Here is a 25,580-nt window from a genome sequence, read left to right as displayed (position 1 = left end):
GGGCATTAGGAATTGGGGAAAGACCATGAGAAAGTGAGTAGGGTGTGTTATGCCGTAGGCTAACGCACCTTAATACTGTCTGCTTAACTATTATTTTCGTCTACTTCTAAGCTCTTATTCTCATTCAAGTATTCTTCAAACAATTTAAAAAATTTCTGTAGTGCCTCATGCTCGTCTACAGAATAGAAAAGAATTATTTTAGACCATGACTGACCTGAGTTAATTCCATATTTTTCTTCAACCCATGATTGAAAACCTTCAAATTCCCTTTCTGGCTCAGTTGGAGGTACACCAACTTCTTTTCGAGCCAGACTATATCCTCGCAAAAGCATATCAAGTCTAGTAATTGAATTAGCTCCTAAAAACATTCCTGGTCTTTTCTTTATATTACTTAGAATCTCGTTGTAAATATCAAACTGAGGAAAACTCATATCCTCACTAAGCCTTAAAATATCTTCATTCTTTTGAATTTTTGAATCATCTTTCTGCTTTAAGAACTGCTCAAATTCTTCAAAGAACCTATTAAAAGCAGCTCGTTCACTTCCAGAGCCAAAGAGAATTATCCCAGCCCAAGATTGACTCAGATTAGTTTTTGCTCTTTCTTGTATCCACTCTTGAAACCCTTCCATTCCACAAGAGTTTATGTCAGTAAATCCGAGTGTAATTAGACTATCTATGTACCCACTTAAGAATGAACGAAGACAAGTAATTGATGGCTTGTCTATGTAGATAACTGGATTTTATTTAATCTTTTGGAGAAGCGTAAAAAGCTCTTTCATGCTAGCAGCCTCTAATTTGGTGAAAATTTAGTAATTGAACAACTACATCGCGCTTTTATTAAGTTCAATCTTTTCTATCACGAGGGGACGAATTATTTGGCCCTGTATCAGCACGAACCACATCGCTAATCCATTCTCCCTCAACATTATTGTTAGAATAATTTGCATAATCATCCCATGTCATGGTGTCGCCAGTTGAATATTCATAAACGACTCCACGAGTTTGATTATTACCATCTCCATCATTTAAATGAATCCAGGTTACATAATCACTAGATGGAGGATAACCACCACCAAATTCAATACCTGGAGGTTGAGCTAAACTTCTAATTGCCCCTGGAACAGGTCGCCAACTTCGAAAATGATGAGTTACAAATTTGTCAGGAGAACCAGACCTCCTGTAATGTACTGTTTGGTGAAATTTGTAATTATAAAGAACTGAAGATTGACCTTGTGGCCCACAAACTAAATTAAGTGGATAGAAAGAACAATATCTCTCCTGAGCTTTATTTGGAACCTGCTCATTTTGAGCTTTAGTTGTGCTAATTGCAGCCTTAGCAGTAGGAGCTAATTCCGAGCCAGCTGCAGCACATTCAGCTTGAACAGCACAAGCGTCTACTAGAGATGACAGCAATGCATAAACAGGTTGATGTAAAATCCCCTTAAAAATTAGAAGTAAAATAAACGCCGAAATTCCTACTAATCTAAATACAGATTTATTTGCGGTTAATCGCACTAGTCTTAACTCCTTACAACCAAAGATAAAAATCGGTGTATCTGACATCTAGGTTGTCTGATAGGAGAAGAGAATCAGTCCAGTAAAAATACGAGTATTTAGTAGATTTTTTGGAAAATTGAACCAAGGTAAATAAATAAACTAATTAACTATTAACTCTTAAACTTCTTAAACTGGGCAGTGGATATGATTGATGCTGCTTAAAATCGGCAAACTCACAGATGGAGTTAAATGGGCAAAAGCGGCAGTGAGAACCAGGATTAGGAGGGAATATTTTACTGAAATTAGTATTTTCTTCCTGATATTTTTGCAAATCGTGCTGATGTTTATGAGCAATATTCGCCAACTCAAATTTTAAGGATTCTAATTCACTATTGTTAATACTAATTAAATCTGATTTTTTAGATATTTCTAAATTATAAAATGATGCAACAGCTTCTCGTCCAGGGTAAAGATAACGAGCAGCTAACAAGTAAACTAATGCCTGTCGTTTGTCAAAAGCCGATTTACCAGTTTTGAAATCCAAAATATGTAAAGTGCTATCAGACTCAATAAAAACGCAGTCCATAGCCGCGTATAAGCGAAAGCAATAATCTTCTTGCTCAACTACTATCGGTTTGGGAAAGCCTTCATCACCCGGAGTTAATTGGATAATATCTTTATCCAAAAGCAACGGCGAATCGTGATATTTTTGCAAAATTTGCAGCACGCGTTGCTGGACTTGAACGCTTGAGTTGCCTAATTTTAGTAGCTGGGCAACTCTTTCTACACCATCTGCTTGCTTTAACAGATGCGTGTGATGATGAAACTCGTAAACGCCTTTTTGAGCTAGTATGCCAATCCGCTGGGGCGCGGTGGCTTGCGTTAAAAGCGCTTTGACTTGTGGTTCGTGTTGCCGTGCTTTGATAAACCCCCGTCTCATCTGGCAATGCCAGCGTTCTTGCCCAGTCGCTGGGGCAACTAGAGACCAAAGGTGATAACTGGCAAAAGGTCGATCGGGGGTTGACATTGCTCAGAAACAGTGAGAGAAAATACGGTGGGGAGAAGTTTAAGCTAAGGCTTGCTTAGAAAAGAACTTCGGAGGATACTTGCTGCTACACACGCTTTGCGGGAAGCTTTTATAGTACTGATAATGTACCGGAGCAAGTGGCAAAAATGTCTAGCAAGATAAAATTTGGTACCGATGGATGGCGAGGGATTATTGCCGATGACTTTACTTTCCCCAATGTTAGAAAAGTAACAAGGGCAATCGCCACTTACTTAGAAACAGCCTACACAAAAGATAGACCAGTACTTATTGCCTACGATACTCGCTTTTTAGCTGATCAGTTTGCCCAAACAGCGGCCCAAGTATTAGCAGACTTGGGTTGGACTGTGAAAATTACCGATCGGGATTGCCCTACACCAGTAATTGCCTACAATGCCCGTCATCTAAATTCCGCTGGGGCGTTAATGTTTACTGCTAGTCATAATCCAGCACCTTACTGTGGAATTAAATATATACCCGATTATGCTGGGCCTGCCACTCCAGAGATTACTGATACTATTGTGGCAAATATAGAAGGTGCATCGGATGAGTTGCCTGGGAGCAACCCATCAGGTTCAATTTCAATTTTCGATCCGAAACCAGATTACCTGAAATTTATCTACACCCTACTTGATGTAGAAAAGATCAGAAGCGCTAATTTAAAGGTAAAGTACGATGCTTTGTATTCTACCTCTCGCGGCTATTTAGATGAAGTTTTGCAACATAGTGGGGTTCAATTAGAAAGTTTCCACGATTGGAGAGATGTTTTATTTGGGGGTGGAATGCCAGAACCCAAAGGAGAACAGTTAGTTGAGTTAGTGGAAGCAGTAGTTCGAGATCAAGCTGATTTGGGCTTGGCGACGGATGGAGATAGCGATCGCTTTGGTATCGTTGATGAACAAGGAAACGTCCTCACTCCCAATACTGTGCTGCTACTTCTCGCACGTCATTTAATCAAAAACAAAGGTAAAACCGGCGCCATAGTCCGTACTGTCGCTACAACCCACCTGCTGGATAATTTCGCTGCTAAAAATGGGCTGCAAATTTACGAAACAGCAGTTGGTTTTAAATACATCGGTGAAAAAATGCGGGAAACTGCCGTATTAATTGGTGGAGAGGAATCAGGTGGTTTGAGTATTATTGGGCATATTCCCGAAAAAGACGGAGTATTAGCCGATATGCTGGTGGCAGAAGCGATCGCCTATGAAGGCAAACCGCTAAGTCAACTTGTTAAAGAAGCGATCGCTGAAGCGGATGGCCCACTTTACAACAACCGCCTAGACTTGCACCTCACAGAAGCGCACAAAACCGCTGTCATCGATTCCTTTACTAAAAATCCACCTACAGAGGTAGCAGGAATTAAAGTCAAGGAAGTGGGGCGTAAAGACGGTATTAAGCTCTATTTAGAAGAAGGTAGCTGGGTTCTACTGCGTCCTTCCGGTACAGAACCACTGGTGCGCGTCTACCTAGAAACCAACACTCCCGAAAAACTCACCCAAATCGCCCAAGAGTTAGAGAGTGCCATTGCTAAACTAGAGGCAGTAGCAGTTTAATCTGTCAGAGTTAGGAATTAAAAGTTAAGAGTTATGAATTAGGAGTTAAGAGTTGTAAATTAACAATTCTTAACTCCTCGTTTCTAATTTCGAGCAAAATATAACTCCTAACTTCTAACTCCTCATTTCGATCAAAGTATGAAAACTCTTGCTCCTTTTTTGACATCTCTAGTTGTAGCAGTTTGGGTAATTGCGATCGCAATTATTTCAGTCCAAAATGCCACACCCGTATCGTTAAAATTCTTAACATTCCAATCGATTCAGATACCAATGGGTTTAGTGCTAGCTTTTAGTGCCGTTATCGGGTTAATTGGCATGGCGCTGCTGCAACCTCTGTGGGGACTTGCTGGTATTGGGCAGGGTAATTCTCGATTGGAAGACGATGCGGAATTTTTTGTTGACGATGAAGACTTTTGAGGTTTGAAAAAACACACAGAAGTAAGCCAGTTAAGTACTCTTCATCTGCTAGTATGCACATTCGTGCATACTATAGATTTAGATGGCGTATCAGTGGGATAGGGATAAGGCAGCAGCCAATCTTCGCAAACATGGCGTTGACTTTGCTGATGCAGTAACCGTTTTTTCTGACGATTTAGCAATTACCATCACAGATGAACGTTTTGATAAAGAGAGATTTATCACTATTGGGATAGATGCTTTTAGTCGAGTTTTAGTAGTTGTGTATACATGGCGCAATGATGAGATTCGATTGATTTCTGCCCGCAAAGCTACGCGCTATGAACAAAAGCAGTATGAGGATGGATAAGTGATGGAAGCTGAGTATGATTTTAGCCAGGGCAAGCGGGGAGCGATTGAATCAACATCAACAGGCAAAACTCGAATTACAATTCGCCTAGATGATGAAGTACTAGCATGGTTTCGTGACCAAGTTCACGCAGCAGGTGGAGGAAATTACCAAACTTTGATTAACGATGCCTTGCGTGAGTACATTCAGCAGCGCCGTGAACCGTTAGAAGATACATTACGGCGAGTATTGCGAGAGGAACTTGAGCGTATTGGAAAATAAGGATATTTTGGCTTGCCTAAGATCAAGAACGGCTATGAGCGCAACTTATAAAGCAGATTTTAACTTGTGGATTCAACAGACAGCCCAACTATTGCGATCGCATCGCTGGCATGAAGTTGATGTAGAACATCTGATTGAAGAGGTTGAAGGATTGGGCAAAAGTGAAAGGCGAGCTATTGCCAGTCAACTAACTCGCTTACTCTTGCATCTGCTCAAGTGGCAATATCACCTCCAGCGTCGCTCAGATAGTTGGCTCGATTCCATCACTGATTCTCGCACCCAAATTGAGTTAGCTATAGAAGATAGTCTTAGTCTTAAGAGCTATCCTACAGAGCAGCTTGAGGAAAGTTATCAAAGGGCACGTCGCCAAGCAGCCAAGCAAACGGGAATATTAGTTTCTGTGTTTCCACAAGAATGCCCGTATTCTGTAGAATTAGTGTTGGATGAAGACTGGCTACCAGAAGCAAGCGATATTTGATAACTTTATTTGTGGCTGCGTGGGTGGTGGCGATCGCTATGAAATAATAACGCCTGTAAGCCTCACACTATATGAAAAAAGCCTGCGTTGTCAGGCTTTTTTAGAAATTTGTGGCAGAGTGATCGCACTGTTATAAAATCAAAATGTTCATTCATGAGCTGGATCATCCAGGGCGGCGCGAACAGAAGCTAAGTTAGCAAGGTCTTTGAAAGGGCTTGATTTAGCAATTTCTGTGATTGAGTTTAATGTAAGGGCTAGTTGTTCATTATTGCCGGATGCGATCGCATTATCAACGACAGCAAATAAAGCGCGAAAGTTTTCTGCACGTTCATCAAAAGAGCGATCTAGATACGCCATCAGCAAATCTCGCTGGGCGTTAATCTTGGTGATTGTTTCGTTTTCCCAAACATCAATCTCTCGTCTCTTTGTCTGTTCCTGTTCGGCAATTATTTTATATTCAGTATAGGCTGAAACCATTTGCTGTAAGTATTCTTGAGACTGCGATTAATGCAGTTGTCAATCATTTTTGTGTTGAGTACGATTCCTGTGGGAGGCTAACACTGCAATGGACAAGCGATATCTACGACGGGCTACGCCTACGCACTCGGACTGACAGTAGAATATTAGTCGCAATCTTGAAATTAATTTCACCTGAGAAAACCGAGCAATTTATATATTTTTAGAGTTCATTTGCCCGGTGTCACTGATATATTGTGTCCATGAAGTTTGAGTGGGATGAGCGTAAAAACCAAAGCAACATCACAAAGCATGGTTTCGACTTTGCTGATGCTTTCCGCATCTTTAATCTACCCATGCTTGTCTACCTAGATGAACGAGAGGACTATGGAGAGGAACGGTATCTCGGCATTGGACTACTTGATGGTTGAATTGTAGTAGTTATTTACACCGAGCCAGGTGAAGAAATGGTTCGGATCATCTCATTAAGAAAGGCACTGTCTCATGAACGAAAACGCTATGAACAATACCTCAAGAACAGATTGGGTTAGAGTCGATGCAATGAATGACGAAGACATCGATACCTCAGATATTCCACCCTTGTCAGAAGAATTTTTTGCTAAAGCACAATTGCGAATGCCCAATTCACCTGTAACAATAACAGTTAAGGTAGATCCTGAAACTTTTGCTTGGTTCAAAGAGCAGGGAGACACTGCCGAACAGCAGATGGCTGTAGCATTAAAGATTTATGCAGAAGCACATAAAGCTTATCCAGCGTCTGAGGCGAAGTCAACCTAATAATACAATACTAAATTGGATGTTTTTAACAATAACCTCAGTGCAGCAAACAAGCGATGTCTACGACGGGCTACACCTACGCACTCGGCTTGACGCTAGAATATTAGTCGCAATCTTGTGGAGATGATTGGTAATGAAAATTAAAGCAGTTATCTGGCAAGAAGACGGTGTGTGGTGTGCTTCTGTACCTGCCCTGCCCGGATGCCACACTTGGGGAGACAGCTATGAACATTTGTTAGAGATGCTGCAAGATGCAATTCAAGGTTGGTTGGAAGTTGCTAGCGAACGAGAAGAACTTGATCCGGAGAAACAGTTGGTTGAAATATCGCTATGAAAGCGGTTTCAGGTAAAACACTTTGTAAAATTTTGGAACGGCAGGGTTGGGAATTGAAACGGATTACTGGCAGTCATCATATTTACATAAAAGAAGGTGTTGATGTAATCCTCTGCGTTCCGGTTCATAGTAATCGAGATTTACCGATTGGAACTTTGAAAAGCATTATGAAAGATGCTGGACTTACCGAAGAAGATTTGGACTAAAAGCGATCGCAATTATCCAAAGTTCACATAACAGCACCTAAGTTTAGCAATTTTGGGTTAGTTGTAGCTTCAGGTAATCAATGAAATCCAGAATTTCTGTATCAGTGAGTCGTAGACGCGTAGGCGTAGCCCGTCGTAGACATCGCTTGCCATGACAAAATCTGGTAAATCTATGACAAAGTTTCTGGATCAACACCAAGCATCTTCAACCTTTCCAGCAACATTTTCACTTGTTGTTCTGCTTCTACACGTCGCTGTTCTTCAAAAGTTGTGCGTTCTTCAGCTTCCCTGATGCGTTCTTCTGGTGTTAGCAATCTTTGCCCTTCCTCGTCATACCAGTACAGCCACTCCCGCACTATACCTTGATAAATTCCCCGTTCTCGCCCAATTCCTAAACCAATCTCTGGTAGCCAAACAGGATTTCCTGACATTAAAATATATTCTCCATCAACTAGGCGATACACCTCCAAAGGCGACTTTTTACGCCGAAGGGGACTATACACAACGTAGTACAAAATTCCTAATTTTTTGGCATAAAATTCTTTCTTGGTGCTATATTCTTCCCGATATATTTGGGAAACAACTTCTAGCGCTAAAATTGGCAGTTTCTTTTCTTCCCACAGCACATAACTTAGTCGCAAATCCTCATCAATGAAGCGTTTAACTCCTAAGCTGAGAAAACCATCAGGGACAATGGCTGGTCTGTCAGGGTCATAATAAATACCCATCTCAACACCAAAAAACCAATCCCAGCGATCGCACCAAACCAAAGCTAGTATCGTTTTTAGCAAGCCGGGAATTAAATTTTGGAGTTCATTATCCACAGCAGTATCATCTGAGTCAGGTAGTTCTTCGGAAGATGGCAAACAATGCAGCGGATTGTAGTTTAACATGAGCGGTTTTGCCAAATCTGATTTTAGATAGATTGTACGTAATCTATTGATGTGCGATCGCATAGCAAGAATGAAAAGCCATTTTTAGCAATCGCCTTGTATCTCTCTTCTCAGTAATTAGATATTTACAAGTGTAAAATTAATACATTAAATTCGTGGATTTTCGGTACTGACTACCAGAGTGTCTAACTGACAATAGCAAAAAAGGGTGGAATATTGCTCAACTAGAACATTCCAGAAGTCACAAAGTATTCAATTTCATGGTTAATTTAGTAGCTGGGCTGATTATCTATACCTACCAAGAGAAAAAATCTTCTCTCAACCTGGACTCAGAAAATGTGACGCAGCTGGAACTTAGCTAATTTTTAGCCCAATTTTTGAGTTTTACCTAAGTATCTGATATGTCACCACAGATCCATTCACAAGTTTTAATCAAAAACTTCCTAACGGTTTTTTTGCCATTGTCAGCTTTAGTTGGGGTTGTTATTGGAACTATCTATTACCAACAAGTACAAACCGAGCAAGTTCTGCTCAAAACAAATGAACTCCGTAAGGTAGATTTAGAAACTAAAGTCATCAGCGGAGACTTTCACTCGGTTGTCTCAGATTTGATGGTTCTCTCTAAACAAAGCGAGCTACAAAAAATTTTAGAGGGACTGGATAAACAACAACAGGCACTTTCCCAAGAATTTTTATTATTTTCTCAATATAAAAAACTTTACGACCAAATCCGCTTTTTGGATCAATCAGGTAAGGAAGTTGTCAGAGTCAACTTTAACCAAGGTGAGCCAGAGATTGTCCCTGAAGAAAAACTGCAAGTTCAAGCCAAGCGTTACTGGTTTAATGACACTTTGCGGTTAAACCAAGGACAAGTATTTGTCTCTCCCCTTGACCTCAACATCGAACGAGGTCAGGTTGAACAACCCTTGAAGCCAATTATCCGCTTTGGCACTCCCATTTTTGATAGCCGTGGGCAAAAACGAGGCGTTGTAGTGCTAAATTATTTCGGCGCAAAACTGCTAGACAATTTTAATCAAACTTTTGCTAACGCCTCTAGTCAGGGAATGCTACTGAATGCCGATGGCTACTGGTTAAAAGGGGCGAAGCCTGAAGATGAATGGGGATTTATGTTTCCCGCTCGCAAAAACCGCACTTTTGGCACAGCTTTTCCTCAAGCATGGCAGTAGATTTCTCAACAAGAATCGGGACAATTCCAAACTGCTGAGGGAATGTTCACTTTTACCACAGTTTGCCCACTTGTCGAAGGGCAAAAATCTAGTACGGGAGCAGGACAAGCTTTTGCGCCAAGCCAAAATCAAATTGATCCTAAATCCTATCACTGGAAGATTGTCTCGCGGGTATCGCCAGAGACGTTGACAACCAAATTAAACCGATTTTTGAGTCAATTGTTATTGCTATACGCTGGGTTAATAGGACTAATTGGCATTGGTTCTTTGCTACTAGCAAGAGCTAGTGTAAATCGTCAGATGGCCCAGTTAGAGTTAAAACAGTCTGAAGTCCAATTGCGAAAGCTAGTTGAGCGGGAGAAAATCCTTAAAACTCGTCTATCTAGTCAAATTCGCAACTCGCTGGATCTAAATACGATTTTGAGTACAGTAGTGGTTGAAATTCGGGAACTGCTACAGATTGATCGATGCCAGTTTTTTTGGTGTCATCAAGAAGATGAATCTACTAGCTTTGAATTGAGTCAGCAAGCTTGCGCTCCCGATTTAACAGAACCTTTAGGCTGTTCTCCTATCCAGAATGTGGAAGCGCTGAGTGAGGCTGTTATGCAAGGGAATTTGCTTTGCTTTGATGATATTGCAACAGATTCGTGGCTTGATTTCAAGAGTCGGAATTTACTGGTGACATTGGGCTTTAAGTCGCTACTAACAGTTTCAGTTCAAACTCAGTCGGATCCCTTGGGTGTGATTGTCTGCGAACATAGTAGAGAGCTTCGCCCTTGGAGTGATGATGAGGTAGAAATCATTCGAGGTGTGGCTGACCAGTTAGCGATCGCTATTGACCAAGCGCAATTGTATAATCAAAGCCGCGCTGCTACTGCTGCTGCCACTACTCAGGCAGAACAACTCAACCAAGTTTTGCACAATCTCAAAGAAACTCAATCTCAACTAATTCAAACTGAAAAAATGTCGAGTTTAGGTCAATTAGTCGCTGGGGTAGCTCATGAAATCAATAATCCAGTTAACTTCATCTACGGCAACCTGACCCATGTAAATGAATATATGCTGGGCTTATTGGAACTGGTAGAACTCTATCAAAAAACTAATGCTAGTCCAACACATGAGATACAAGTTCATATAGAAGCAATCGACCTTGACTTTATGATTGAGGATCTACCTAAAATCCTAACTTCAATGGAAATGGGAGCTAATCGCATTCGTGAAATAGTTCTATCCTTGCGGAATTTTTCTCGACTTGACGAAGCAGATATGAAACCTGTCAATATTCATGAAGGTATTGATAGCACACTACTGATTTTACAAAATCGCTTCAAACAAACGTCTGGAAATACCGCAATTGAAATACTAAAGGAATATGGTGATATCCCTTTAGTAGAGTGTTATGCCGGACAACTCAATCAGGTGTTTATGAATCTGATCGGTAATGCCATTGATGCCCTGGATAGTTATAACAGTAAGCGAACTCTTGAGGAGATAGAAGCTAAACCCAGCCAGATTGTAATTCGTACTGAGTTACGCAACTTGGATCGTATAACTGTGCAAATTGCAGATAATGGCCCTGGTATGACCGAAGTCATTAAGCAACGATTATTTGATCCTTTCTTTACCACAAAAGCCGCAGGTAAAGGCACTGGATTAGGATTAGCAATTAGCGCTCAAATTGTCACAGAAAAACACAACGGAGCTATTTGGTGTATTTCCGAACCAGGACAGGGAGCAGAGTTTTGGGTAGAGATTCCGATTAATCAAAGTTCTAAACTAGGGACTGCAAGTACTGCGACTCTATCCAGAATTTGATGCTATTCTGGTCAAATGAAAAATGACATGACTAATGTTAGCGATGTCTACGACGGGCTACGCCTACGCGCTGATTTTAATAGCCCTTGGAAAGAAATAATAGAAGCCTATTTTCCCCAAGCCATGCATTTCTTTTTTCCAGAAACTTCTGCATTAATTGATTGAGAACGCCCATACGAGTTTCTAGATAAAGAATTTCAGCAAATAGCTATTGAAGCTGAACAGGGTAAGAGATATGCCGATCAACTAGTCAAAGTTTGGCAAACCCAAGGGGAAGAACTTTTTGTAATAAATATATCTACTCAGTTACCCTATACAGTATTTTTGAACTCAGCTCTATGATTTGTTTTTTACTTTAATAAATCAAACTTTACAAGTGAGTAACAAAAAGGGCAGGTACAAAACCCGCCCTCAAAGTAATCAATATTTAAACTAAACTAGCGATCGCAACTTAATTACCAATTTCCGGCGCACTCAAAGAAACCTTTAGTGTTTCGTCTTTTTGCTGTGCTAATGTCGGCACGGAATCACGCAATCTTGCGGTCAATTGTACAGTTGTAGCGTCGTACATCTGAGTCAGCAATTTTGGATAGAAACCAATACCAATAATTGGAATTAACAAACAGGCAATGATAAATACTTCACGGGGTTCGGCATCTATCAAAGCTTGGTGAGAAACTAATTCCTCGTTCTCTTTACCGTAGAAAATTTCTCGCAACATCGACAGCAGATAAATCGGAGTTAAAATCACTCCCACTGCCATCAAGAACACCACGATCACTTTGAAGGTAGAGCTATAAGCATCGCTAGTAGCAAAGCCCACAAATACCATCAATTCTGCCACGAAACCGCTCATCCCTGGCAATGCCAAAGAAGCCATTGAACAGGTGGTGAACATGGCGAAAATTTTCGGCATTCTCTTAGCGACACCGCCCATTTCATCCAACATCAGGGTGTGGGTGCGATCATAAGTTGCCCCTACAAGGAAGAACAAACTCGCCCCAATTAACCCGTGGGAAACCATTTGCAATACTGCCCCACTCAATCCCAAATCGGTGAAGGAGGCGATACCAATCATCACAAAGCCCATGTGAGAAATTGAGGAGTAGGCAATTTTTCGCTTTAGGTTTCGCTGGGCAAAGGATGTTAAGGCAGCGTAGATGATATTAACTACCCCCAAGACTACCAACACTGGTGCAAAATAAGCGTGGGCATCGGGGAGCATTTGGGCATTCATCCTAACTAAGGCGTAACCGCCCATTTTCAGGAGAATACCTGCTAATAACATGTGTACAGGGGCTGTAGCTTCACCGTGGGCATCAGGTAGCCAGGTGTGCAAGGGAATAATCGGCAACTTGACGGCGTAAGCAATCAGGAAGCCAGCATAGAGTGCAAGTTGGAAATTCAGGGCAAAATCTTTTAAGGCGATCGCTCGCATATCGAACGTCACCGTATCGCCGTAAAATCCCATTGTCAGGGCAGACAGCAAAATAAACAGCGAACCGCCAGCGGTGTATAAAATAAATTTGGTCGCTGCATATTGCCGCCTTTTGCCTCCCCAAATCGACAGCAGAAAGTATATCGGCACCAGTTCCAGTTCCCACACCAGGAAAAATAACAGCATATCCTGGACAGCGAACACGGCAATCTGACCGCCATACATTGCCAAAATCAAGAAGTAAAATAGCTTGGGCTTGAAGGTGACAGGCCAAGCTGCTAAAATCGCCAGCGTGGTAATGAATCCAGTCAAAATAATTAGGGGCATGGACAAGCCATCAGCCCCTACTGACCAATTCAAACCCAATTGTGGTACCCAAGGGTAACTTTCCACCAACTGCAAATTTGGATTGGAGAAATCATACCCAGTATAAAAAGCGTAAACAATTAGTGCAAAATCTATCAGCCCTACGACGAGGGAGTACCAGCGCACTGTTTTGCCTTCTTTGTCAGGGATGATGGGAAGAAGTAGCGACGCGGCTATTGGCAACAGAATAATCGTCGTCAGCCACGGGAAATTAGCTGTATTCATCACAATTTGTCTGCTATCAAAATCATGTTTGGCAAAAAGTCACTAGTTATTAAGTAACAGCTTTTTGGGGATTTCGTCTTCCTCGTTAGGTTGATTTAATTAAATTGGCAATCCCCTATTTTTCCTCTTGGGAGTCTTTTTTGACCATTGTGGGTGCGGAATGTGCGTTGTGATACTCTCAGTCAAGTCAAAAATTTACCCTAAAAAAGCCGCTAGACTAGAATTTTACGATGCGATCGCGTAGCCCAACCCATCGTTAAAAATACATGATGCTGTTTGGTGGTTATTGAAAAAAGCGATTTGGTGCAAAAAAAGCATGACATAAAAAATAACCCCTATGATAATCGCACAAATTGAAAGTCAGATTCGTTATGTCATACCTGAATGTGTCTTCGTTCTACTGCTATAAAATAAATTGACTTTTTCACGCTTAACAATTAGCTCTAACGGACTGCGAAACCGAAGACGCAGGTTATTGAATGTTTGATAGAAAATTTTTCCATTCAAACCCAAGGGGCGCTCAAAAAACTGGTTAAGACATAAATTGTGCTTACTTAACCAATCCTCTAGCTTTTACAGGAATCTCAATCACAAACTTTGTGCCTTCCCCCAGTGTGGATTCACACCAAAGATTACCCCCATGCTTATCAGTCACAATTTGATAACTCATAAATAAACCCAAGCCAGTGCCTTTGCCAACGGGCTTGGTGGTGAAGAAAGGATCAAACAGTTTAGAGCGAATCTCTTCTGGAATGCCTATTCCATTGTCAGAAATCATAATCATCACTTGGCTTGTATCGATTTGACGAGTTTGAATCCAGATGGTATTGAGATTTGCTGAAATGTCTTGGAACGAACGCCCCTGATTAGATTCTTCTAATGCATCGATAGCATTGCTCAAAAGATTCATAAACACTTGATTAAGGGAGCCAGCATCACATTCAATCAGTGGTAATTGACCATACTCTTTAATAAGCTGGATCTGGGGGCGATCGGCTGTCGATTGCAATCGATGTTGAAAAATTACCAAGGTACTATCAATGCCTTGATGAATGTCTACCGCTTTCAATCCTGCTTCATCCAAGCGTGAGAAGTTACGCAGTGATAACACAATAGTAGAGATGCGCTCGGTACCGATTTGCATGGACTGAAGAATCTTGGTAACATCTTCTTTTAAAAAATCCAGTTCAAGTTTATCCAATTCTGCGTGCAGGGCAATAGGTGGATTTGGATATTGCTGTTGGTAAGCTTCCAATGCTCTCAGCAGACCTTGGATATACTCAGAAAGATAAATTAAGTTGCCATCAATGAAACTAACTGGATTATTAATTTCATGGGCAACCCCTGCCACCATCTGTCCCAATGCAGACATTTTTTCACTGTGAAGCATCTGTAATTGGGTCTGTTTAAGCGTTTGTAGGGTTTGCTTCAGAGCCGTATTCTTTTCATTCAATTCTTCAGTCCTCTGTTGAACTCGAGCTTCCAGAGTTTCATTAGTTCTGGCTAATTCGGCAAAAGCTAAACGCAGCTTGGTTTGTGCTTGTGTTCGTTCTGTGATCGTCGCTGTCAGCACAAGAATGGTGAGTGTAATCACGCCAATAAACGATTGCAGTTGGATCAAAGATTGGTTGAGATCCTCAGTCACAAAACCACCTTTGCCATTGACGGTTGCAATCACAGCGATCGCAGCCACAATAAAAGTTAACAGCGTTGCACCCGGTTGCCCCAGTCGAAAGGCAGACCAGATCAACATCGGAATTAACATATACTCCAGGTGATATCCCTTACCAAAAGCAACTTTGCCGATGAAAATGACCAACCCGATCAGGATAACTGGCTCTACTACGCTGAACCAGAATCTTAAACGGTGTGAGTTTGCTCTTGAGTGTCGAATATCAGAGAGATTTTCACAATCCTCTGATGTTGAACTGAGGGATAACCATTGCCAGATTGGATGTTGTTTTTTTTGAATAAATTGCCCCCAACTAAGCAGAATCGGGGTGACGATAAAAATTCCCGAAACATTAGAAATCCACCAGGTAAACCAAACTGTCCCATAAGCTGTCCAGGGAACTTTACCACTCAAGGCCAAGCAAGCCACTCCAACAGTTGCATTGATGCTCGGCCCCACCATGCCGGTTAAGATCAAAAATTTGAACACGTCGCTGACACGTTCTAAGGGATAGTGAAGGCTGCTAGTTTTCCGCAGCAGAAACCCACCCAACATAGTCCCCAGGGTTGTTCCGATCGCAATTCCCAAAACTGGCAGCGTTGAAATCACTAAGGATAAGAAATTTGTTGGATCTTGGAACGCCCAGAAATTGGCGAGAAATGAACCCAACAAAACACCGTACCCGATCCAGTTACCAAACAACAGAACAGCCCCAGCAGCAATTCCATCCGGGGGCCAAACTGGAGTCACATCCTGAGGTGTGGAGGCAAGATGACGTGAAATTTCAGCCATTTCATAGTAGGCGATCGCCAAAACAACGGTGCCTCCGATTTGTCTTAGGGAATGAGGGAATATAGGGGATTTTTGTTGAATCATCCGTTGTTTTAGCTGCTTGATATCAAGGTTGCTTGTCTTTACATAGAATGCCCTTTCCCTTAGAGGTTGTTTGAAAAGTCTAATTTATTACTCACCAGGCGACTAGAAGTCGCGGCTATACAGACAAAACCCGCGGAGGCAGGTTAAAAACCCTTGATTTTGATTAGTCCCCGGAGGTGGACTAAGTTTTGTGTAGTAGCGAATTCTATGACTCTGTTGGCGAATTCATGTAAACCACAATTTACGGGGTGAGGCGCTACGACATCTCAATGCTTTGAGGGTAGCGATCGCAATTCGCCAACAGTCTCATTCTATTCACCCCATACTTTTCAAACATCCTCTTAAGGTCGGAACATAAAACAGTTATGAAAGTAAAAGACAAAAAGTATTAAAACAAGCAATTATGGACTTGCAGTTTAATAATCTATCAATCAAGTTTGAGATTTTCCTGCTAAACACCAATTATCTAGCTGGTATTTTATTTTTACGCAAGCCCCAACGCTCTTTTTTTTACTCCAGTCAGTTTTTTTGCTGCATCTTCTAGCGTTGGTTTTAATTTTTCTGTCAAAATAATCGCAAAGCTTGCACCTTATAACCTTTCCATACATTCCCAAACCTGGAATACCAATTATTATCCGATTCTCACTCGTACTTTATTCCTACGTGCTTCCCATTTATAACCAAATATTATTTTTACGCAACTTCCTAACTGTTGAAGATAAGTCGGATTATTGTGTTGCAATCGATATCTGAGGTGTAGATAGTAAATTCGTGATAATTAAAGCCAAACAAATATTAAAAATAAAAAATCTTGTCATCTTTTCAGACCCAACTCCCAATTCTTCTGGAGCGACTCTGCCCCTCTGCGTGAGAGAAAAAATAATGTAGGGGCGGACAGCCGCCCACCCCTATAAAAATCAGGTAACACCAAAAACAATCACTAAGCCCAAAACCGCCCCAAACACAATCAAGGCATAGAATTGAGCGCGACCGTTTTCTAGGTACTTCAGACCTTCACCACTAACAAGGGTGAAAAAGCCTGTGAGGTTAACAGCACCATCGACAACGCGGAAGTCAACTTCCATAACTTGTCTAGCTAGGCGACGCAAGCCGAGGACAAAAACCCGATGGTAAATGTCATCAAAGTACCACTTATTAAGGGATAACTCGTAAAGTGGTTTGATTTGAGCAGCGATCGCAGCCGGGTCAATTTTACGGCGCAAATACATTAGCGAAGCTAAGGTAATCGCAACCAAGGAAATTCCCACTGAGGCACCCGCCATGATGTAGAATTCCGTCGGATTGAACTCGGAAGCCTTTTCTATAACTTCGGAGAGAGTTTCGCTAGGAGGAAAGATAAACTCTTCAAAATAATTGGCGTAGGGAGTTCCCACCAAACCAATGAAAATCGAAGGCACAGCCAAAAATACTAATGGCAGAGTCATTGTCCACGGCGATTCGTGAGGCGAGTCGCTGTGATGTCCGTGGGAGTCATGAGAGTCATGGGAGTCATGGTGTTCACCAGTGGCAGCCAATTCTCCTTTCTTCATTGCCCCAGGCCCAAAATTTGGGGCTAGTTCTTCTGACTCTAACTCCAGAACAATTGTCGCCGCCTTCTTGAGTTTTTCCTTGATTTTCTCGTCAGTACCCCGGAATTTGCCTTCAAATGTCGAGAAATACATTCTAAACATATAGAAAGCCGTAATCCCGGCAGTTAGCCAGCCGATGAACCAGAGGAGTGGGTTAGCTTCAAAAGCCTTCCCTAGAATTTCATCTTTTGACCAGAAACCAGCAAAGGGTGGAATACCAGAAATTGCCAAGCAACCAATTAAGAAGGTAGTTGCTGTGACAGGCATATACTTTCGCAGTCCACCCATCAAGCGCATATCTTGCGCTAAGGCGGGGTCGTGTCCAACAACACCTTCCATACCGTGAATTACGGAACCTGAACCCAAGAACAGCATCGCCTTGAAATAGGCGTGGGTCATTAGGTGGAATAGTCCAGCACTGTAGGAACCTATTCCCATTGCCATCACCATGTAACCAAGTTGGGAAATGGTGGAGTAAGCCAAGCCCTTTTTGATGTCGTTTTGGGTAATGGCAATGGTTGCCCCCAAAAACGCCGTAAACGCCCCAGTAAAGGCAATGACATTCATTGCGGCTGGAACGTCTTCAAATACTGGGTACATCCGGGCAATCAGGAAAACACCCGCCGCCACCATTGTTGCCGCGTGAATCAAGGCAGAAATGGGGGTGGGGCCTTCCATTGCGTCTGGTAGCCAGACATGGAGGGGGAATTGGGCTGATTTTGCTACTGGGCCTAAGAAAACTAAAATCGCAAACAGGACAGCGAGAAAATTGCTGATAGAACCTGATTCGACGAGTTGGGCGAGGCGATCGCCCATGATATTAAAATCAAAGCTTCCTGTTGCCCAAAATAGCCCCAAAATGCCGAGTAATAGACCAAAGTCGCCGACGCGGTTGGTTACAAAGGCTTTTTGCGCGGCATCGGCTGCTGACTTGCGATCGTACCAAAAACCGACCAGCAAGTAGGAACACATCCCGACCAGTTCCCAGAATATATAAATCTGTACTAGGTTGGGGCTGACCACCAGACCTAACATTGAGGAGCCAAACAAACTGAGATAGGCGTAAAACCTCACGTAGCCGGGATCGTGAGCCATGTAGCCATCGGTGTAAACCATGACTAAGCAGGCTACCGTTGTGACAATCACCAGCATTAGGGCTGTCAGGTGGTCAATAGTGTAGCCCATGCTCAGGTGAAAATTACCTGCTGCCGCCCACTCAAAGGTGCGGAGATAAGGCGCGTGTCCTTGAATTTGACTCCATAACAAGGCAAACGACAGCCCCATAGCTGCTGCCATCATGGAGATAATCACCACAGCGTTAAGCTGCCGTAGGCGGTTTGTCACCTGATTCAACGAGATTAACCCTAGACCGACCAGCATCGCCCCAAAAAGAGGGAATACCGGAATCAGCCAGGCATACTGATAGATTACTTCCATCACTGACGCCTACTTTTAGAATTCTTGATTAGCGTGTCGAAACTGTTAATAATTGTGACACACACCCTTTAGGATAAAATAACCCACCCAAGGCTGATTGGGTGGGGTATTAAGCATGGTTTTAGATTTGGTCATTAGTCATTGGTCAGTTGTCATTGGTCATTTGTCCAATGCCCTATGCCCCATACCCAATATCCATCAGGCAGATCGACATTCTAAGTCCACTGTTTTTGAACTTTTGTGGATTTTGGGATAATTGCTGTAGCTGGCTTTAATCTCTTCTAAAGCTAGACGCAAATCTTCTCTGCCACGAAAGCATTCCAAGCGATGGCGAATAGTGCCATTTTCAATCAATAGTAAAGTGGGTAGTGATTTTAGCCTATAGGTAGTAGACAATTTAAAATTTTGATCAGCGTTAACCCCGACTAATTTAATTTCATCCCCGCACAGGGCTTGAAATTGTAACAATAGTGGGTGGATAACTCGACACAAGCCACACCAAGGGGCTTCAAAGTTAACTAAAACAGGAATAGGAGATTCTAAAACTTCTTGAGTAAATGTCCGCTCACTAACCGACAACACCATGACGCCTCTTGGATTATAAGGTTTTTATATCAAACTAGCTATCAATACTGAACTGAGTAGTGCTGAGTTCCGAGTTCTGGTTGCTGAGTAGAAGTCCATAACTAAAGCTAGCGGATTGAATGAGGAACTCTTTTATTTTTCTTTTAGAGTAAAGCCGAGGTTGGGACTAATTGCCAAGCGGTGAATACTAAGTTGCTTGCTTTTACTCAGGACTCAGGACTCAGCTACTGCTTCAGTGGAGGATTGGCAAGTCAGTAACTCCCGATAGATGCTTTCAGGGCAAAAATATTCAGGACACAAAATAATTGGCAAAAATTGAGTGCGTTAATGTGTCTCTGACAGAAAAGCCACCTTAGAAGTCGCGTTGGCTTTTTTGGATGTTCAACTCCTAATTGCCGTGGCTGCCTGGGGATTTGACTGAATTGGCCACTTTCTTTCAAGGAAAGGCAAGCAACCAACAACTACCAATATAAAATCTCAAGTTGACTGAATGCACCCTCCACTGAATAGATGTTTGAATTTATCCTACATTGATTTGGGGCAATTGATAAGCTGAAATTTCCATCTATTTCAGATTTTCTCCTGACACTGGGGATCATCTAAGGCTACCATCCTATGCTACTAGTTGCTTCCAGCAACAGAGGGTGCGACCACCAAAGCAAAACTATAAAAATGCCAACTCCCAAATAGGCAGGGCGCAGAAATTCCTGCCATTTGAGAGATTGACGGCCGTCAATAATTGCTTTAAAGGGAATAATTGAAGTCCGCTGTTTGGCAATTTCAAAAGCTTCCCCATAACAAGCGCTCAGGCGGCGATCCCCATGCCAAACCCCAAACAAGTGATGCAATATCAATCCAATGGAAGTCACAAGGGTAAAGGTAGTACCCAGCCAGAGAGTGTGGGCAACACACCAAATTATTTGTCCCACCATCTGGGGATGACGAGTAATCCGAATAATTCCTGTTTCGTAGAGATGAACTTGGGGCTTTTGAATAGCAGCAATTTCTAGTAGATTGAAGGTAGCAGGATATAAAAACAAGAACGAGATTGCTGACAGCAGCCAAACAAATTCTCGCACTCCTGGCACCCCTTGTACCTGCCAAATTTGCAAACCATCATAACGGTGCCCAAAAAAGTAAATAATTAATATCACAGCCAACGGTAGGCTGACTAATGCAAAGAGAATGCGATAAAACCTTGGGCCAATATATTTTTCTGCCCAAGGGCGTAAAGCAGCGCCTCCACTGTGAGCGATCGCAAAAACTATTTGTAACCCCAGTATGACAAAATGACTGGGTGTCAACCAAGAAATCAGCAGCATATACACAGGTGAAGTAATTTAAAGAAAACTGAATTCAGTACAACCAATACCACAAAGTATTCAAAAGGGGACTTTAGTCAAGATGTTGTGCTACTGTCTTTTTCGAGTCAAGCCTTCAAGTTTAATATGCAACAAATCATGTCCGGCTGATTGCTGCCAAACCGGATTTATTACGTGCATCTGCTCCTTTAAAAGTTTGTGGGTTGAGCCTTATGTCTGACCTTCCTTTCACTTTAGATCAGTTACGTATCCTGAAAGCGATCGCCCAAGAAGGAAGCTTCAAGCGTGCCGCTGATAGTCTTTACGTTTCCCAGCCCGCCGTTAGTTTACAAGTCCAAAATCTCGAACGGCAACTCGATGTTCCCTTATTTGATCGTGGAGGACGACGCGCCCAATTAACCGAAGCTGGGCATCTACTCTTAAACTACGGTGAAAAAATCCTCAGTCTCTGTCAGGAAACCTGCCGCGCCATCGAGGATTTACAAAATCTCCAAGGTGGTACTTTAATTGTCGGTGCTTCTCAAACCACCGGCACTTATCTTTTGCCCAGAATGATCGGTATGTTTCGACAAAAATATCCAGATGTAGCAGTACAATTACACGTCCACTCTACCCGACGGACTGCTTGGAGTGTCGCTAACGGACAAGTCGATCTGGCAATTATCGGTGGTGAAATTCCTGGTGAACTGTCAGAATCTTTAGAAGTTATTCCTTACGCTGAGGACGAGCTAGCGCTGATTTTACCTGTCTTTCATCCTTTTACCAAACTTGAAAAAATCCAGAAAGAAGACCTGTATAAATTACAATTCATTGCTCTAGATTCCCAATCAACTATCCGCAAAGTAATTGACCAAGTGCTAGCACGCTGTGAAATCGATACCAGACGTTTTAAAGTTGAAATGGAATTGAATTCCATTGAAGCGATTAAAAATGCTGTGCAATCTGGTCTAGGGGCTGCCTTTGTTTCAACTAGTGCGATCGCTAAAGAGTTACAAATGGGCGTTTTGCACCGTACTCCCATTGAAGGCGTTGTCGTCAAACGGACGCTGTGGCTGATTTGTAATCCCAATCGCTATAGATCCAAGGCCGCAGAAGCCTTTAGTCAAGAAATTTTGCCCCAGTTTGCTAACCCAGGATGGAATCAAGATGTGTTAAAATTAACACAAAAAAGTCTAGTGTTAACTACATTGGAGGTAGCAACACCCACGTCATCTGGCGAAGACTAAAATCAGGTTATTAGTCCCTTGTCATTTGTGCTTCGTTTTTTGTAAATGACCAAATAATTCGTAATGACGCTCCTCTGTCGCTAACTTAATTCGTAATTATGAACCCATTGTGTTCGTGCAGGGTGCTGTAGGCAAACCAAAGGTTTGACATCAGGAAAAAAGTTTCGTGTTCCCCATTAACAAATTTAGTTTATCTGTAACCTGAACTAATTACGAATTACGTAGCTTGCTTCTTGCCATTCGCGTAGCATCTCGTAGAGAAGGCAAGTATTATCAATTACGAATTATTTTGACTAATCACGAAAATGGAAGTTTACTGCACTCGTCCACGTTGTCCACGCCCACAAAACTATTTTGCCGATTTAGATGATGTTACGACACTGAAAACAACCCAGCAAAAGTATTGCACTACCTGTGGTATGCCATTGATGCTAGATGGTCGATACGTGCCAACGAAGCTACTGGGAAGGGGCGGGTTTGGAGCAGCATTTTTGGCACGCGATCGCCGAATACCGGGAATGCGTCAATGCGTGGTTAAGCAGTTTCAACCATCGGGAAATTTAACCTTAACTCAACTGCAACAAGCACAGTTGATGTTTGAGAGAGAGGCAGAAGTTTTAGCACAACTTGGTAACGAGCACGAGCAAATACCAGACTTGTTTGCCTTCTTTCCAGTGATAGTTAATAGTTTGCAACCAGGACAGCAAGACCAATTTTTTTACTTAGTACAAGAATATATTGATGGGCAAAACTTAGAAGAAGAATTAGTTCAACAAGGCAAATTTTCTGAGCAGCAAGTGTTGGAGGTGCTGCAAGAAATCCTGAAGGTACTAAAGTTTGTCCATCATAGAGGCATTATCCACAGAGATATTAAACCCTCTAACATCATGCGCCGTCGCGATGGTAGACTTTTTTTACTAGATTTTGGCGCAGTTAAGCAAGTAACAAATGTTGCGCTGGGTTCTGCCGCTTCTTCCACAGGAATTTATTCGATGGGATTTGCACCGCCTGAGCAGATGGCTGGGGGTCAAGTATTCCCATCTACAGATTTATACGCCTTAGCTGTAACTCTTATTACCTTGTTGACAAATCAGGAAGCAGTTAAACTATTTGATGCCTATAGCAACCAGTGGAAATGGCGAACGCACGTAGTGCAGGCTTCGCCAACGCAAGTGACTGTTAACCCTCGCCTTGCTGATATATTAGACAAAATGCTGTTACCTGCTGCCAATCAGCGCTTCCAGTCAGCCCAAGAAGTTCTAGATGCACTTAACTCACAGCCTCTAACCCTTATACAACTTAATTCACCCTCTGTAACACTCCCGCCACAACCACTCAAAGCTTCTAGTCCCGTCGTTCCCCGTCGTCCACCAACTCAACCAGCGTTTTCTACATTGGAATTATTGGGTGGGGCGGCATTCAGTGGATTTGAGGGCGCATTGATCGCGATCGCCCTCTTCAGTCTAGTCAAAGAACCAATAGTTACTTTCAGTGTTGCATCCGTAATTTTAGGTATACTAATTTTTGCCCAAACCAGGCGGTGGATTGAAAAGTTCGATTTATTAATTATTCCCACAATTACTTTTGCGATTATTTTTTTTCTCCCTTTTTTACGAGGAGGTCTTGATCTTCCGTCAGTGGTGATTTTAGCAATTGGAGCAAGCTTAGTAGCTATTTCACTAACAGCTGTATTTCGACTTATTTATAAATTATTATCTCTCTTACTTTAAAAAACTTCTAATGCTAACAGCTACATAAATGCCTCAAAAAAAGGAACCACTTAGTCTTTTTTTAGCCGTTGTCATCACTATTGATTTAATATTTAGTGGTCTATGGTTTCTTATAGAACGGTGGGCGCAATTAAACGAAACGTATATTTAATAATAATTTAGCTCACCAAGGGCGAAAGCGTGTAGCGAGACGAAGTACGCTTTTAACCCAACATTCACCACCTAGTCGTACAGAATTCATACTGACTCCTGAATTCGGAATTATTCATAATAAATCTTTTTACTTTATTGAAACTTATTTATGTCACAAAAGAATGAAACCACAATTTTAGCTTTGGCTTTGCTGCTGACAGTTGGCATAGTTGGCGGTGGTTTTTGGTGGTTTAGTAACAATGGGGCCAAAATTGGTAATAACATCGTTCCAAATCAGGAACCAGGAAGCAATCCATCATTACAAGACCGCATTAGTTTTGGAGAAAAATCTTTTAGTCAGGGTGATATTTCTCCAGTAAAAAAAGAAGGAGTACAGGCGATCGCTGCTAAAAGCTATGATAAAGCGATCGCTAATTTCACAGCTGCCTTAAAACTCAACCGTAACGATCCAGAAACGTTAATTTTTCTTAATAATGCCCGAATCGACTCTTCCAAGAGCTATACCATCGTGGCTTCTGTACCATTTGGCACTGACCCTAATACTTCTTTAGAAATTTTACGTGGTATCGCCCAAGCCCAAAATCAAGTTAATAGCTCTGGAGGAATCAAGGGAGTATTTTTGAGGGTAGGTATAGCTAATGACGACGACAATCCAGAAATAGCCAAGCAAATTGCTTCTACCCTAGTCAGCAATTCCGAAGTATTGGGTGTCGTTGGGCCGAATACTAGCGATTCCACCTTAGCCGCAGGTACTATCTATACTTCTGGAGAACTTGTAGCTATATCTCCTACCAGCACATCTGTCAAAATTTCTAACTTTAGCCGCTACGTTTTTCGGACAGTTCCCAGTGATTTTATGGCTGCGAGAAGTTTAGCCAATTATATGGTGAGAATTTTGCAGAAAAAAAATGCAGTGGTTTTCTTTAATTCTCAGAGTAACTATAGCCAATCTTTAAAGTCGGAGTTTGTTTCATCTGTTTCCCTAGAGGGTGGACAGGTAGCCAGCGAATTTGACTTATCCAAGGCGGATTTTAGTGCAGCTAAAAGTCTAGAACAAGCAACTAAACAAGGTGCAGAAGTATTGATGTTAGCTGCTAACACTGAAACTTTGGATAAAGCGCTGCAAGTAATTCAGATTAACCAGAAAAAGTTAACTTTGCTGGCGGGAGATGATGTTTACACCGCTAAAACTTTGGAAATTGGCAGAGAACAAGCTGTGGGTATGGTAGTAGCTGTTCCCTGGCATATTGATGGCGATCCTAAGTCAGATTTTCCCCAGAAATCGCGGCAGTTATGGGGCGGTGATGTGAGTTGGCGAAGTGCCCTTAGTTATGATGCCACTGTAGCTCTAATTACGGCATTAGAACGTAATCCTACGCGAGATGGAGTCCAGCAAGCATTAGTGTCATCTGACTTTTCTGCCACTGGGGCTTCTGGTACAATTCGGTTTTTAGCATCAGGCGATCGCAATGCGCCAGTCCAACTTGTAAAAATTGTTCCTGGTTCTCGCTCTCGTACTGGTTATGACTTTGAACCAGTGCGTTAATCAGCAATAAAAAATTAAAAATTAACCAATACTTAACCTGGAAAACCTCTCAAGATGGGAAATTGAGCTTTATGGGGAAAAATTTTACTGTCAATTTATTCTTACAACCACTCAAACCTTGAAATA

25 protein-coding genes and 1 pseudogene are annotated in these 25,580 nt (G+C 42.0%); 16 read left to right on the top strand and 10 right to left on the bottom strand.

Annotation, left to right across the window (positions count from 1 at the left end):
• Nucleotides 1–83: 83 nt before the first annotated feature.
• The 3 genes from HWQ43_RS31790 to HWQ43_RS31780 form a co-directional block, all read right to left on the bottom strand.
• On the bottom strand, nt 84–629 hold the full coding sequence (locus HWQ43_RS31790) for a hypothetical protein (protein ID WP_292741047.1): 546 nt from the start codon (nt 627–629) through the stop codon (nt 84–86).
• Nucleotides 630–843: 214 nt separating this feature from the next.
• Nucleotides 844–1,563 (bottom strand): hypothetical protein, encoded by a 720-nt coding sequence (locus HWQ43_RS31785; RefSeq protein WP_292741046.1) that lies wholly within the window; start codon nt 1,561–1,563, stop codon nt 844–846.
• 97 nt (nt 1,564–1,660) lie between these two features.
• A complete protein-coding gene (locus HWQ43_RS31780; RefSeq protein ID WP_292741044.1) occupies nt 1,661–2,524 on the bottom strand; it encodes a PD-(D/E)XK nuclease family protein in 864 nt (287 codons plus the stop codon).
• Between the two features lie 146 nt (nt 2,525–2,670).
• On the opposite strand from HWQ43_RS31780, the gene HWQ43_RS31775 reads away from it, so the two are divergent.
• From HWQ43_RS31775 to HWQ43_RS31750, 6 genes are all read left to right on the top strand, one after another.
• A complete protein-coding gene (locus tag HWQ43_RS31775; protein ID WP_292741042.1) occupies nt 2,671–4,095 on the top strand; it encodes a phosphoglucomutase/phosphomannomutase family protein in 1,425 nt (474 codons plus the stop codon).
• A 138-nt stretch (nt 4,096–4,233) separates the two neighbouring features.
• Nucleotides 4,234–4,512: a LapA family protein gene (locus tag HWQ43_RS31770; protein WP_292741040.1), complete on the top strand. Its 279-nt coding sequence runs from the start codon at nt 4,234–4,236 to the stop codon at nt 4,510–4,512.
• A gap of 82 nt (nt 4,513–4,594) precedes the next feature.
• On the top strand, nt 4,595–4,861 hold the full coding sequence (locus tag HWQ43_RS31765) for a BrnT family toxin (protein WP_292741038.1): 267 nt from the start codon (nt 4,595–4,597) through the stop codon (nt 4,859–4,861).
• A gap of 3 nt (nt 4,862–4,864) precedes the next feature.
• Nucleotides 4,865–5,122 (top strand): BrnA antitoxin family protein, encoded by a 258-nt coding sequence (locus tag HWQ43_RS31760; protein WP_292741036.1) that lies wholly within the window; start codon nt 4,865–4,867, stop codon nt 5,120–5,122.
• A gap of 34 nt (nt 5,123–5,156) precedes the next feature.
• The gene (locus HWQ43_RS31755; protein ID WP_292741035.1) at nt 5,157–5,600 is read left to right on the top strand and encodes a DUF29 domain-containing protein; all 444 of its coding nucleotides are present in this window, start codon (nt 5,157–5,159) and stop codon (nt 5,598–5,600) included.
• On the top strand, nt 5,566–5,736 hold the full coding sequence (locus HWQ43_RS31750; protein ID WP_292741033.1) for a hypothetical protein: 171 nt from the start codon (nt 5,566–5,568) through the stop codon (nt 5,734–5,736). Before HWQ43_RS31755 ends, HWQ43_RS31750 begins: the two co-directional genes overlap by 35 nt.
• A gap of 11 nt (nt 5,737–5,747) precedes the next feature.
• Here HWQ43_RS31750 and HWQ43_RS31745 read toward each other — a convergent pair whose 3' ends face one another.
• Nucleotides 5,748–6,077: a hypothetical protein gene (locus HWQ43_RS31745; RefSeq protein ID WP_292741031.1), complete on the bottom strand. Its 330-nt coding sequence runs from the start codon at nt 6,075–6,077 to the stop codon at nt 5,748–5,750.
• 242 nt (nt 6,078–6,319) lie between these two features.
• Here HWQ43_RS31745 and HWQ43_RS31740 point away from each other — a divergent pair, with 242 nt between their 5' ends.
• The 4 genes from HWQ43_RS31740 (at nt 6,320) to HWQ43_RS31725 (ending at nt 7,394) form a co-directional block, all read left to right on the top strand.
• Nucleotides 6,320–6,487 (top strand): BrnT family toxin, encoded by a 168-nt coding sequence (locus HWQ43_RS31740; protein WP_292741029.1) that lies wholly within the window; start codon nt 6,320–6,322, stop codon nt 6,485–6,487.
• Between the two features lie 73 nt (nt 6,488–6,560).
• On the top strand, nt 6,561–6,854 hold the full coding sequence (locus HWQ43_RS31735) for a hypothetical protein (RefSeq protein WP_292741027.1): 294 nt from the start codon (nt 6,561–6,563) through the stop codon (nt 6,852–6,854).
• 133 nt (nt 6,855–6,987) lie between these two features.
• Nucleotides 6,988–7,188 (top strand): type II toxin-antitoxin system HicB family antitoxin, encoded by a 201-nt coding sequence (locus HWQ43_RS31730; protein WP_114084373.1) that lies wholly within the window; start codon nt 6,988–6,990, stop codon nt 7,186–7,188.
• Complete coding sequence (locus tag HWQ43_RS31725) at nt 7,185–7,394, top strand: type II toxin-antitoxin system HicA family toxin (RefSeq protein WP_292741024.1); 210 nt, start codon at nt 7,185–7,187, stop codon at nt 7,392–7,394. The genes HWQ43_RS31730 and HWQ43_RS31725 overlap by 4 nt, the downstream gene beginning before the upstream one ends.
• 170 nt (nt 7,395–7,564) lie before the next feature.
• Here the strand turns inward: HWQ43_RS31725 and HWQ43_RS31720 are convergent, their stop codons facing one another.
• Nucleotides 7,565–8,287 carry a Uma2 family endonuclease gene (locus HWQ43_RS31720; protein ID WP_292741022.1) on the bottom strand — a complete coding sequence of 241 codons (723 nt, stop codon included), beginning with the start codon at nt 8,285–8,287 and terminating at the stop codon, nt 7,565–7,567.
• 401 nt (nt 8,288–8,688) lie between these two features.
• On the opposite strand from HWQ43_RS31720, the gene HWQ43_RS31715 reads away from it, so the two are divergent.
• The 3 genes and pseudogenes from HWQ43_RS31715 to HWQ43_RS31705 all read left to right on the top strand — a co-directional run.
• A complete protein-coding gene (locus HWQ43_RS31715) occupies nt 8,689–9,474 on the top strand; it encodes a cache domain-containing protein (RefSeq protein WP_292741020.1) in 786 nt (261 codons plus the stop codon).
• Between the two features lie 42 nt (nt 9,475–9,516).
• Nucleotides 9,517–11,289 (top strand): ATP-binding protein, encoded by a 1,773-nt coding sequence (locus HWQ43_RS31710; RefSeq protein WP_292741018.1) that lies wholly within the window; start codon nt 9,517–9,519, stop codon nt 11,287–11,289.
• A gap of 27 nt (nt 11,290–11,316) precedes the next feature.
• Nucleotides 11,317–11,574: pseudogene (locus HWQ43_RS31705) on the top strand (hypothetical protein); the annotation flags it as partial.
• Nucleotides 11,575–11,740: 166 nt separating this feature from the next.
• Here the strand turns inward: HWQ43_RS31705 and HWQ43_RS31700 are convergent.
• The 5 genes from HWQ43_RS31700 to HWQ43_RS31680 form a co-directional block, all read right to left on the bottom strand.
• On the bottom strand, nt 11,741–13,318 hold the full coding sequence (locus tag HWQ43_RS31700) for an NAD(P)H-quinone oxidoreductase subunit 4 (RefSeq protein ID WP_292741148.1): 1,578 nt from the start codon (nt 13,316–13,318) through the stop codon (nt 11,741–11,743).
• A 550-nt stretch (nt 13,319–13,868) separates the two neighbouring features.
• The gene (locus HWQ43_RS31695; protein ID WP_292741017.1) at nt 13,869–15,866 is read right to left on the bottom strand and encodes an MASE1 domain-containing protein; all 1,998 of its coding nucleotides are present in this window, start codon (nt 15,864–15,866) and stop codon (nt 13,869–13,871) included.
• A 917-nt stretch (nt 15,867–16,783) separates the two neighbouring features.
• Entirely contained in the window at nt 16,784–18,892 is a 2,109-nt protein-coding gene (locus HWQ43_RS31690) for an NAD(P)H-quinone oxidoreductase subunit 5 (RefSeq protein WP_292741015.1), read from the bottom strand.
• A gap of 198 nt (nt 18,893–19,090) precedes the next feature.
• Complete coding sequence (locus HWQ43_RS31685) at nt 19,091–19,477, bottom strand: thioredoxin family protein (protein WP_292741014.1); 387 nt, start codon at nt 19,475–19,477, stop codon at nt 19,091–19,093.
• Nucleotides 19,478–20,082: 605 nt separating this feature from the next.
• Nucleotides 20,083–20,799 carry an NnrU family protein gene (locus HWQ43_RS31680; RefSeq protein ID WP_292741012.1) on the bottom strand — a complete coding sequence of 239 codons (717 nt, stop codon included), beginning with the start codon at nt 20,797–20,799 and terminating at the stop codon, nt 20,083–20,085.
• Between the two features lie 212 nt (nt 20,800–21,011).
• Between HWQ43_RS31680 and HWQ43_RS31675 the strand changes: the two genes are divergently transcribed.
• The 3 genes from HWQ43_RS31675 (at nt 21,012) to HWQ43_RS31665 (ending at nt 25,454) form a co-directional block, all read left to right on the top strand.
• Nucleotides 21,012–22,025 carry a LysR family transcriptional regulator gene (locus tag HWQ43_RS31675; protein ID WP_292741010.1) on the top strand — a complete coding sequence of 338 codons (1,014 nt, stop codon included), beginning with the start codon at nt 21,012–21,014 and terminating at the stop codon, nt 22,023–22,025.
• Between the two features lie 305 nt (nt 22,026–22,330).
• A complete protein-coding gene (locus HWQ43_RS31670) occupies nt 22,331–23,755 on the top strand; it encodes a serine/threonine-protein kinase (protein WP_292741008.1) in 1,425 nt (474 codons plus the stop codon).
• Nucleotides 23,756–24,056: 301 nt separating this feature from the next.
• The gene (locus HWQ43_RS31665; RefSeq protein ID WP_292741006.1) at nt 24,057–25,454 is read left to right on the top strand and encodes an ABC transporter substrate-binding protein; all 1,398 of its coding nucleotides are present in this window, start codon (nt 24,057–24,059) and stop codon (nt 25,452–25,454) included.
• Nucleotides 25,455–25,580 lie beyond the last annotated feature (126 nt).

This window comes from Nostoc sp. JL31 (assembly GCF_017114965.1).
GTDB classification, from domain to species: domain Bacteria; phylum Cyanobacteriota; class Cyanobacteriia; order Cyanobacteriales; family Nostocaceae; genus Nostoc; species Nostoc punctiforme_A.
The sequence above is the reverse complement of the archived record's forward strand: the minus strand, read 5'-3'. Positions and strand labels throughout refer to the sequence as shown.

Bases quoted from the DNA above. Each gene is read 5' to 3' on its own strand.
- HWQ43_RS31790 (WP_292741047.1), bottom strand. From the start codon at position 629: ATGGAAGGGTTTCAAGAGTGGATACAAGAAAGAGCAAAAACTAATCTG.
- HWQ43_RS31785 (WP_292741046.1), bottom strand. From the start codon at position 1,563: ATGTCAGATACACCGATTTTTATCTTTGGTTGTAAGGAGTTAAGACTA.
- HWQ43_RS31780 (WP_292741044.1), bottom strand. From the start codon at position 2,524: ATGTCAACCCCCGATCGACCTTTTGCCAGTTATCACCTTTGGTCTCTA.
- HWQ43_RS31775 (WP_292741042.1), top strand. From the start codon at position 2,671: ATGTCTAGCAAGATAAAATTTGGTACCGATGGATGGCGAGGGATTATT.
- HWQ43_RS31770 (WP_292741040.1), top strand. From the start codon at position 4,234: ATGAAAACTCTTGCTCCTTTTTTGACATCTCTAGTTGTAGCAGTTTGG.
- HWQ43_RS31765 (WP_292741038.1), top strand. From the start codon at position 4,595: ATGGCGTATCAGTGGGATAGGGATAAGGCAGCAGCCAATCTTCGCAAA.
- HWQ43_RS31760 (WP_292741036.1), top strand. From the start codon at position 4,865: ATGGAAGCTGAGTATGATTTTAGCCAGGGCAAGCGGGGAGCGATTGAA.
- HWQ43_RS31755 (WP_292741035.1), top strand. From the start codon at position 5,157: ATGAGCGCAACTTATAAAGCAGATTTTAACTTGTGGATTCAACAGACA.
- HWQ43_RS31750 (WP_292741033.1), top strand. From the start codon at position 5,566: ATGAAGACTGGCTACCAGAAGCAAGCGATATTTGATAACTTTATTTGT.
- HWQ43_RS31745 (WP_292741031.1), bottom strand. From the start codon at position 6,077: ATGGTTTCAGCCTATACTGAATATAAAATAATTGCCGAACAGGAACAG.
- HWQ43_RS31740 (WP_292741029.1), top strand. From the start codon at position 6,320: ATGAAGTTTGAGTGGGATGAGCGTAAAAACCAAAGCAACATCACAAAG.
- HWQ43_RS31735 (WP_292741027.1), top strand. From the start codon at position 6,561: ATGAACGAAAACGCTATGAACAATACCTCAAGAACAGATTGGGTTAGA.
- HWQ43_RS31730 (WP_114084373.1), top strand. From the start codon at position 6,988: ATGAAAATTAAAGCAGTTATCTGGCAAGAAGACGGTGTGTGGTGTGCT.
- HWQ43_RS31725 (WP_292741024.1), top strand. From the start codon at position 7,185: ATGAAAGCGGTTTCAGGTAAAACACTTTGTAAAATTTTGGAACGGCAG.
- HWQ43_RS31720 (WP_292741022.1), bottom strand. From the start codon at position 8,287: ATGTTAAACTACAATCCGCTGCATTGTTTGCCATCTTCCGAAGAACTA.
- HWQ43_RS31715 (WP_292741020.1), top strand. From the start codon at position 8,689: ATGTCACCACAGATCCATTCACAAGTTTTAATCAAAAACTTCCTAACG.
- HWQ43_RS31710 (WP_292741018.1), top strand. From the start codon at position 9,517: ATGTTCACTTTTACCACAGTTTGCCCACTTGTCGAAGGGCAAAAATCT.
- HWQ43_RS31700 (WP_292741148.1), bottom strand. From the start codon at position 13,318: ATGAATACAGCTAATTTCCCGTGGCTGACGACGATTATTCTGTTGCCA.
- HWQ43_RS31695 (WP_292741017.1), bottom strand. From the start codon at position 15,866: ATGATTCAACAAAAATCCCCTATATTCCCTCATTCCCTAAGACAAATC.
- HWQ43_RS31690 (WP_292741015.1), bottom strand. From the start codon at position 18,892: ATGGAAGTAATCTATCAGTATGCCTGGCTGATTCCGGTATTCCCTCTT.
- HWQ43_RS31685 (WP_292741014.1), bottom strand. From the start codon at position 19,477: ATGGTGTTGTCGGTTAGTGAGCGGACATTTACTCAAGAAGTTTTAGAA.
- HWQ43_RS31680 (WP_292741012.1), bottom strand. From the start codon at position 20,799: ATGCTGCTGATTTCTTGGTTGACACCCAGTCATTTTGTCATACTGGGG.
- HWQ43_RS31675 (WP_292741010.1), top strand. From the start codon at position 21,012: ATGTCTGACCTTCCTTTCACTTTAGATCAGTTACGTATCCTGAAAGCG.
- HWQ43_RS31670 (WP_292741008.1), top strand. From the start codon at position 22,331: ATGGAAGTTTACTGCACTCGTCCACGTTGTCCACGCCCACAAAACTAT.
- HWQ43_RS31665 (WP_292741006.1), top strand. From the start codon at position 24,057: ATGTCACAAAAGAATGAAACCACAATTTTAGCTTTGGCTTTGCTGCTG.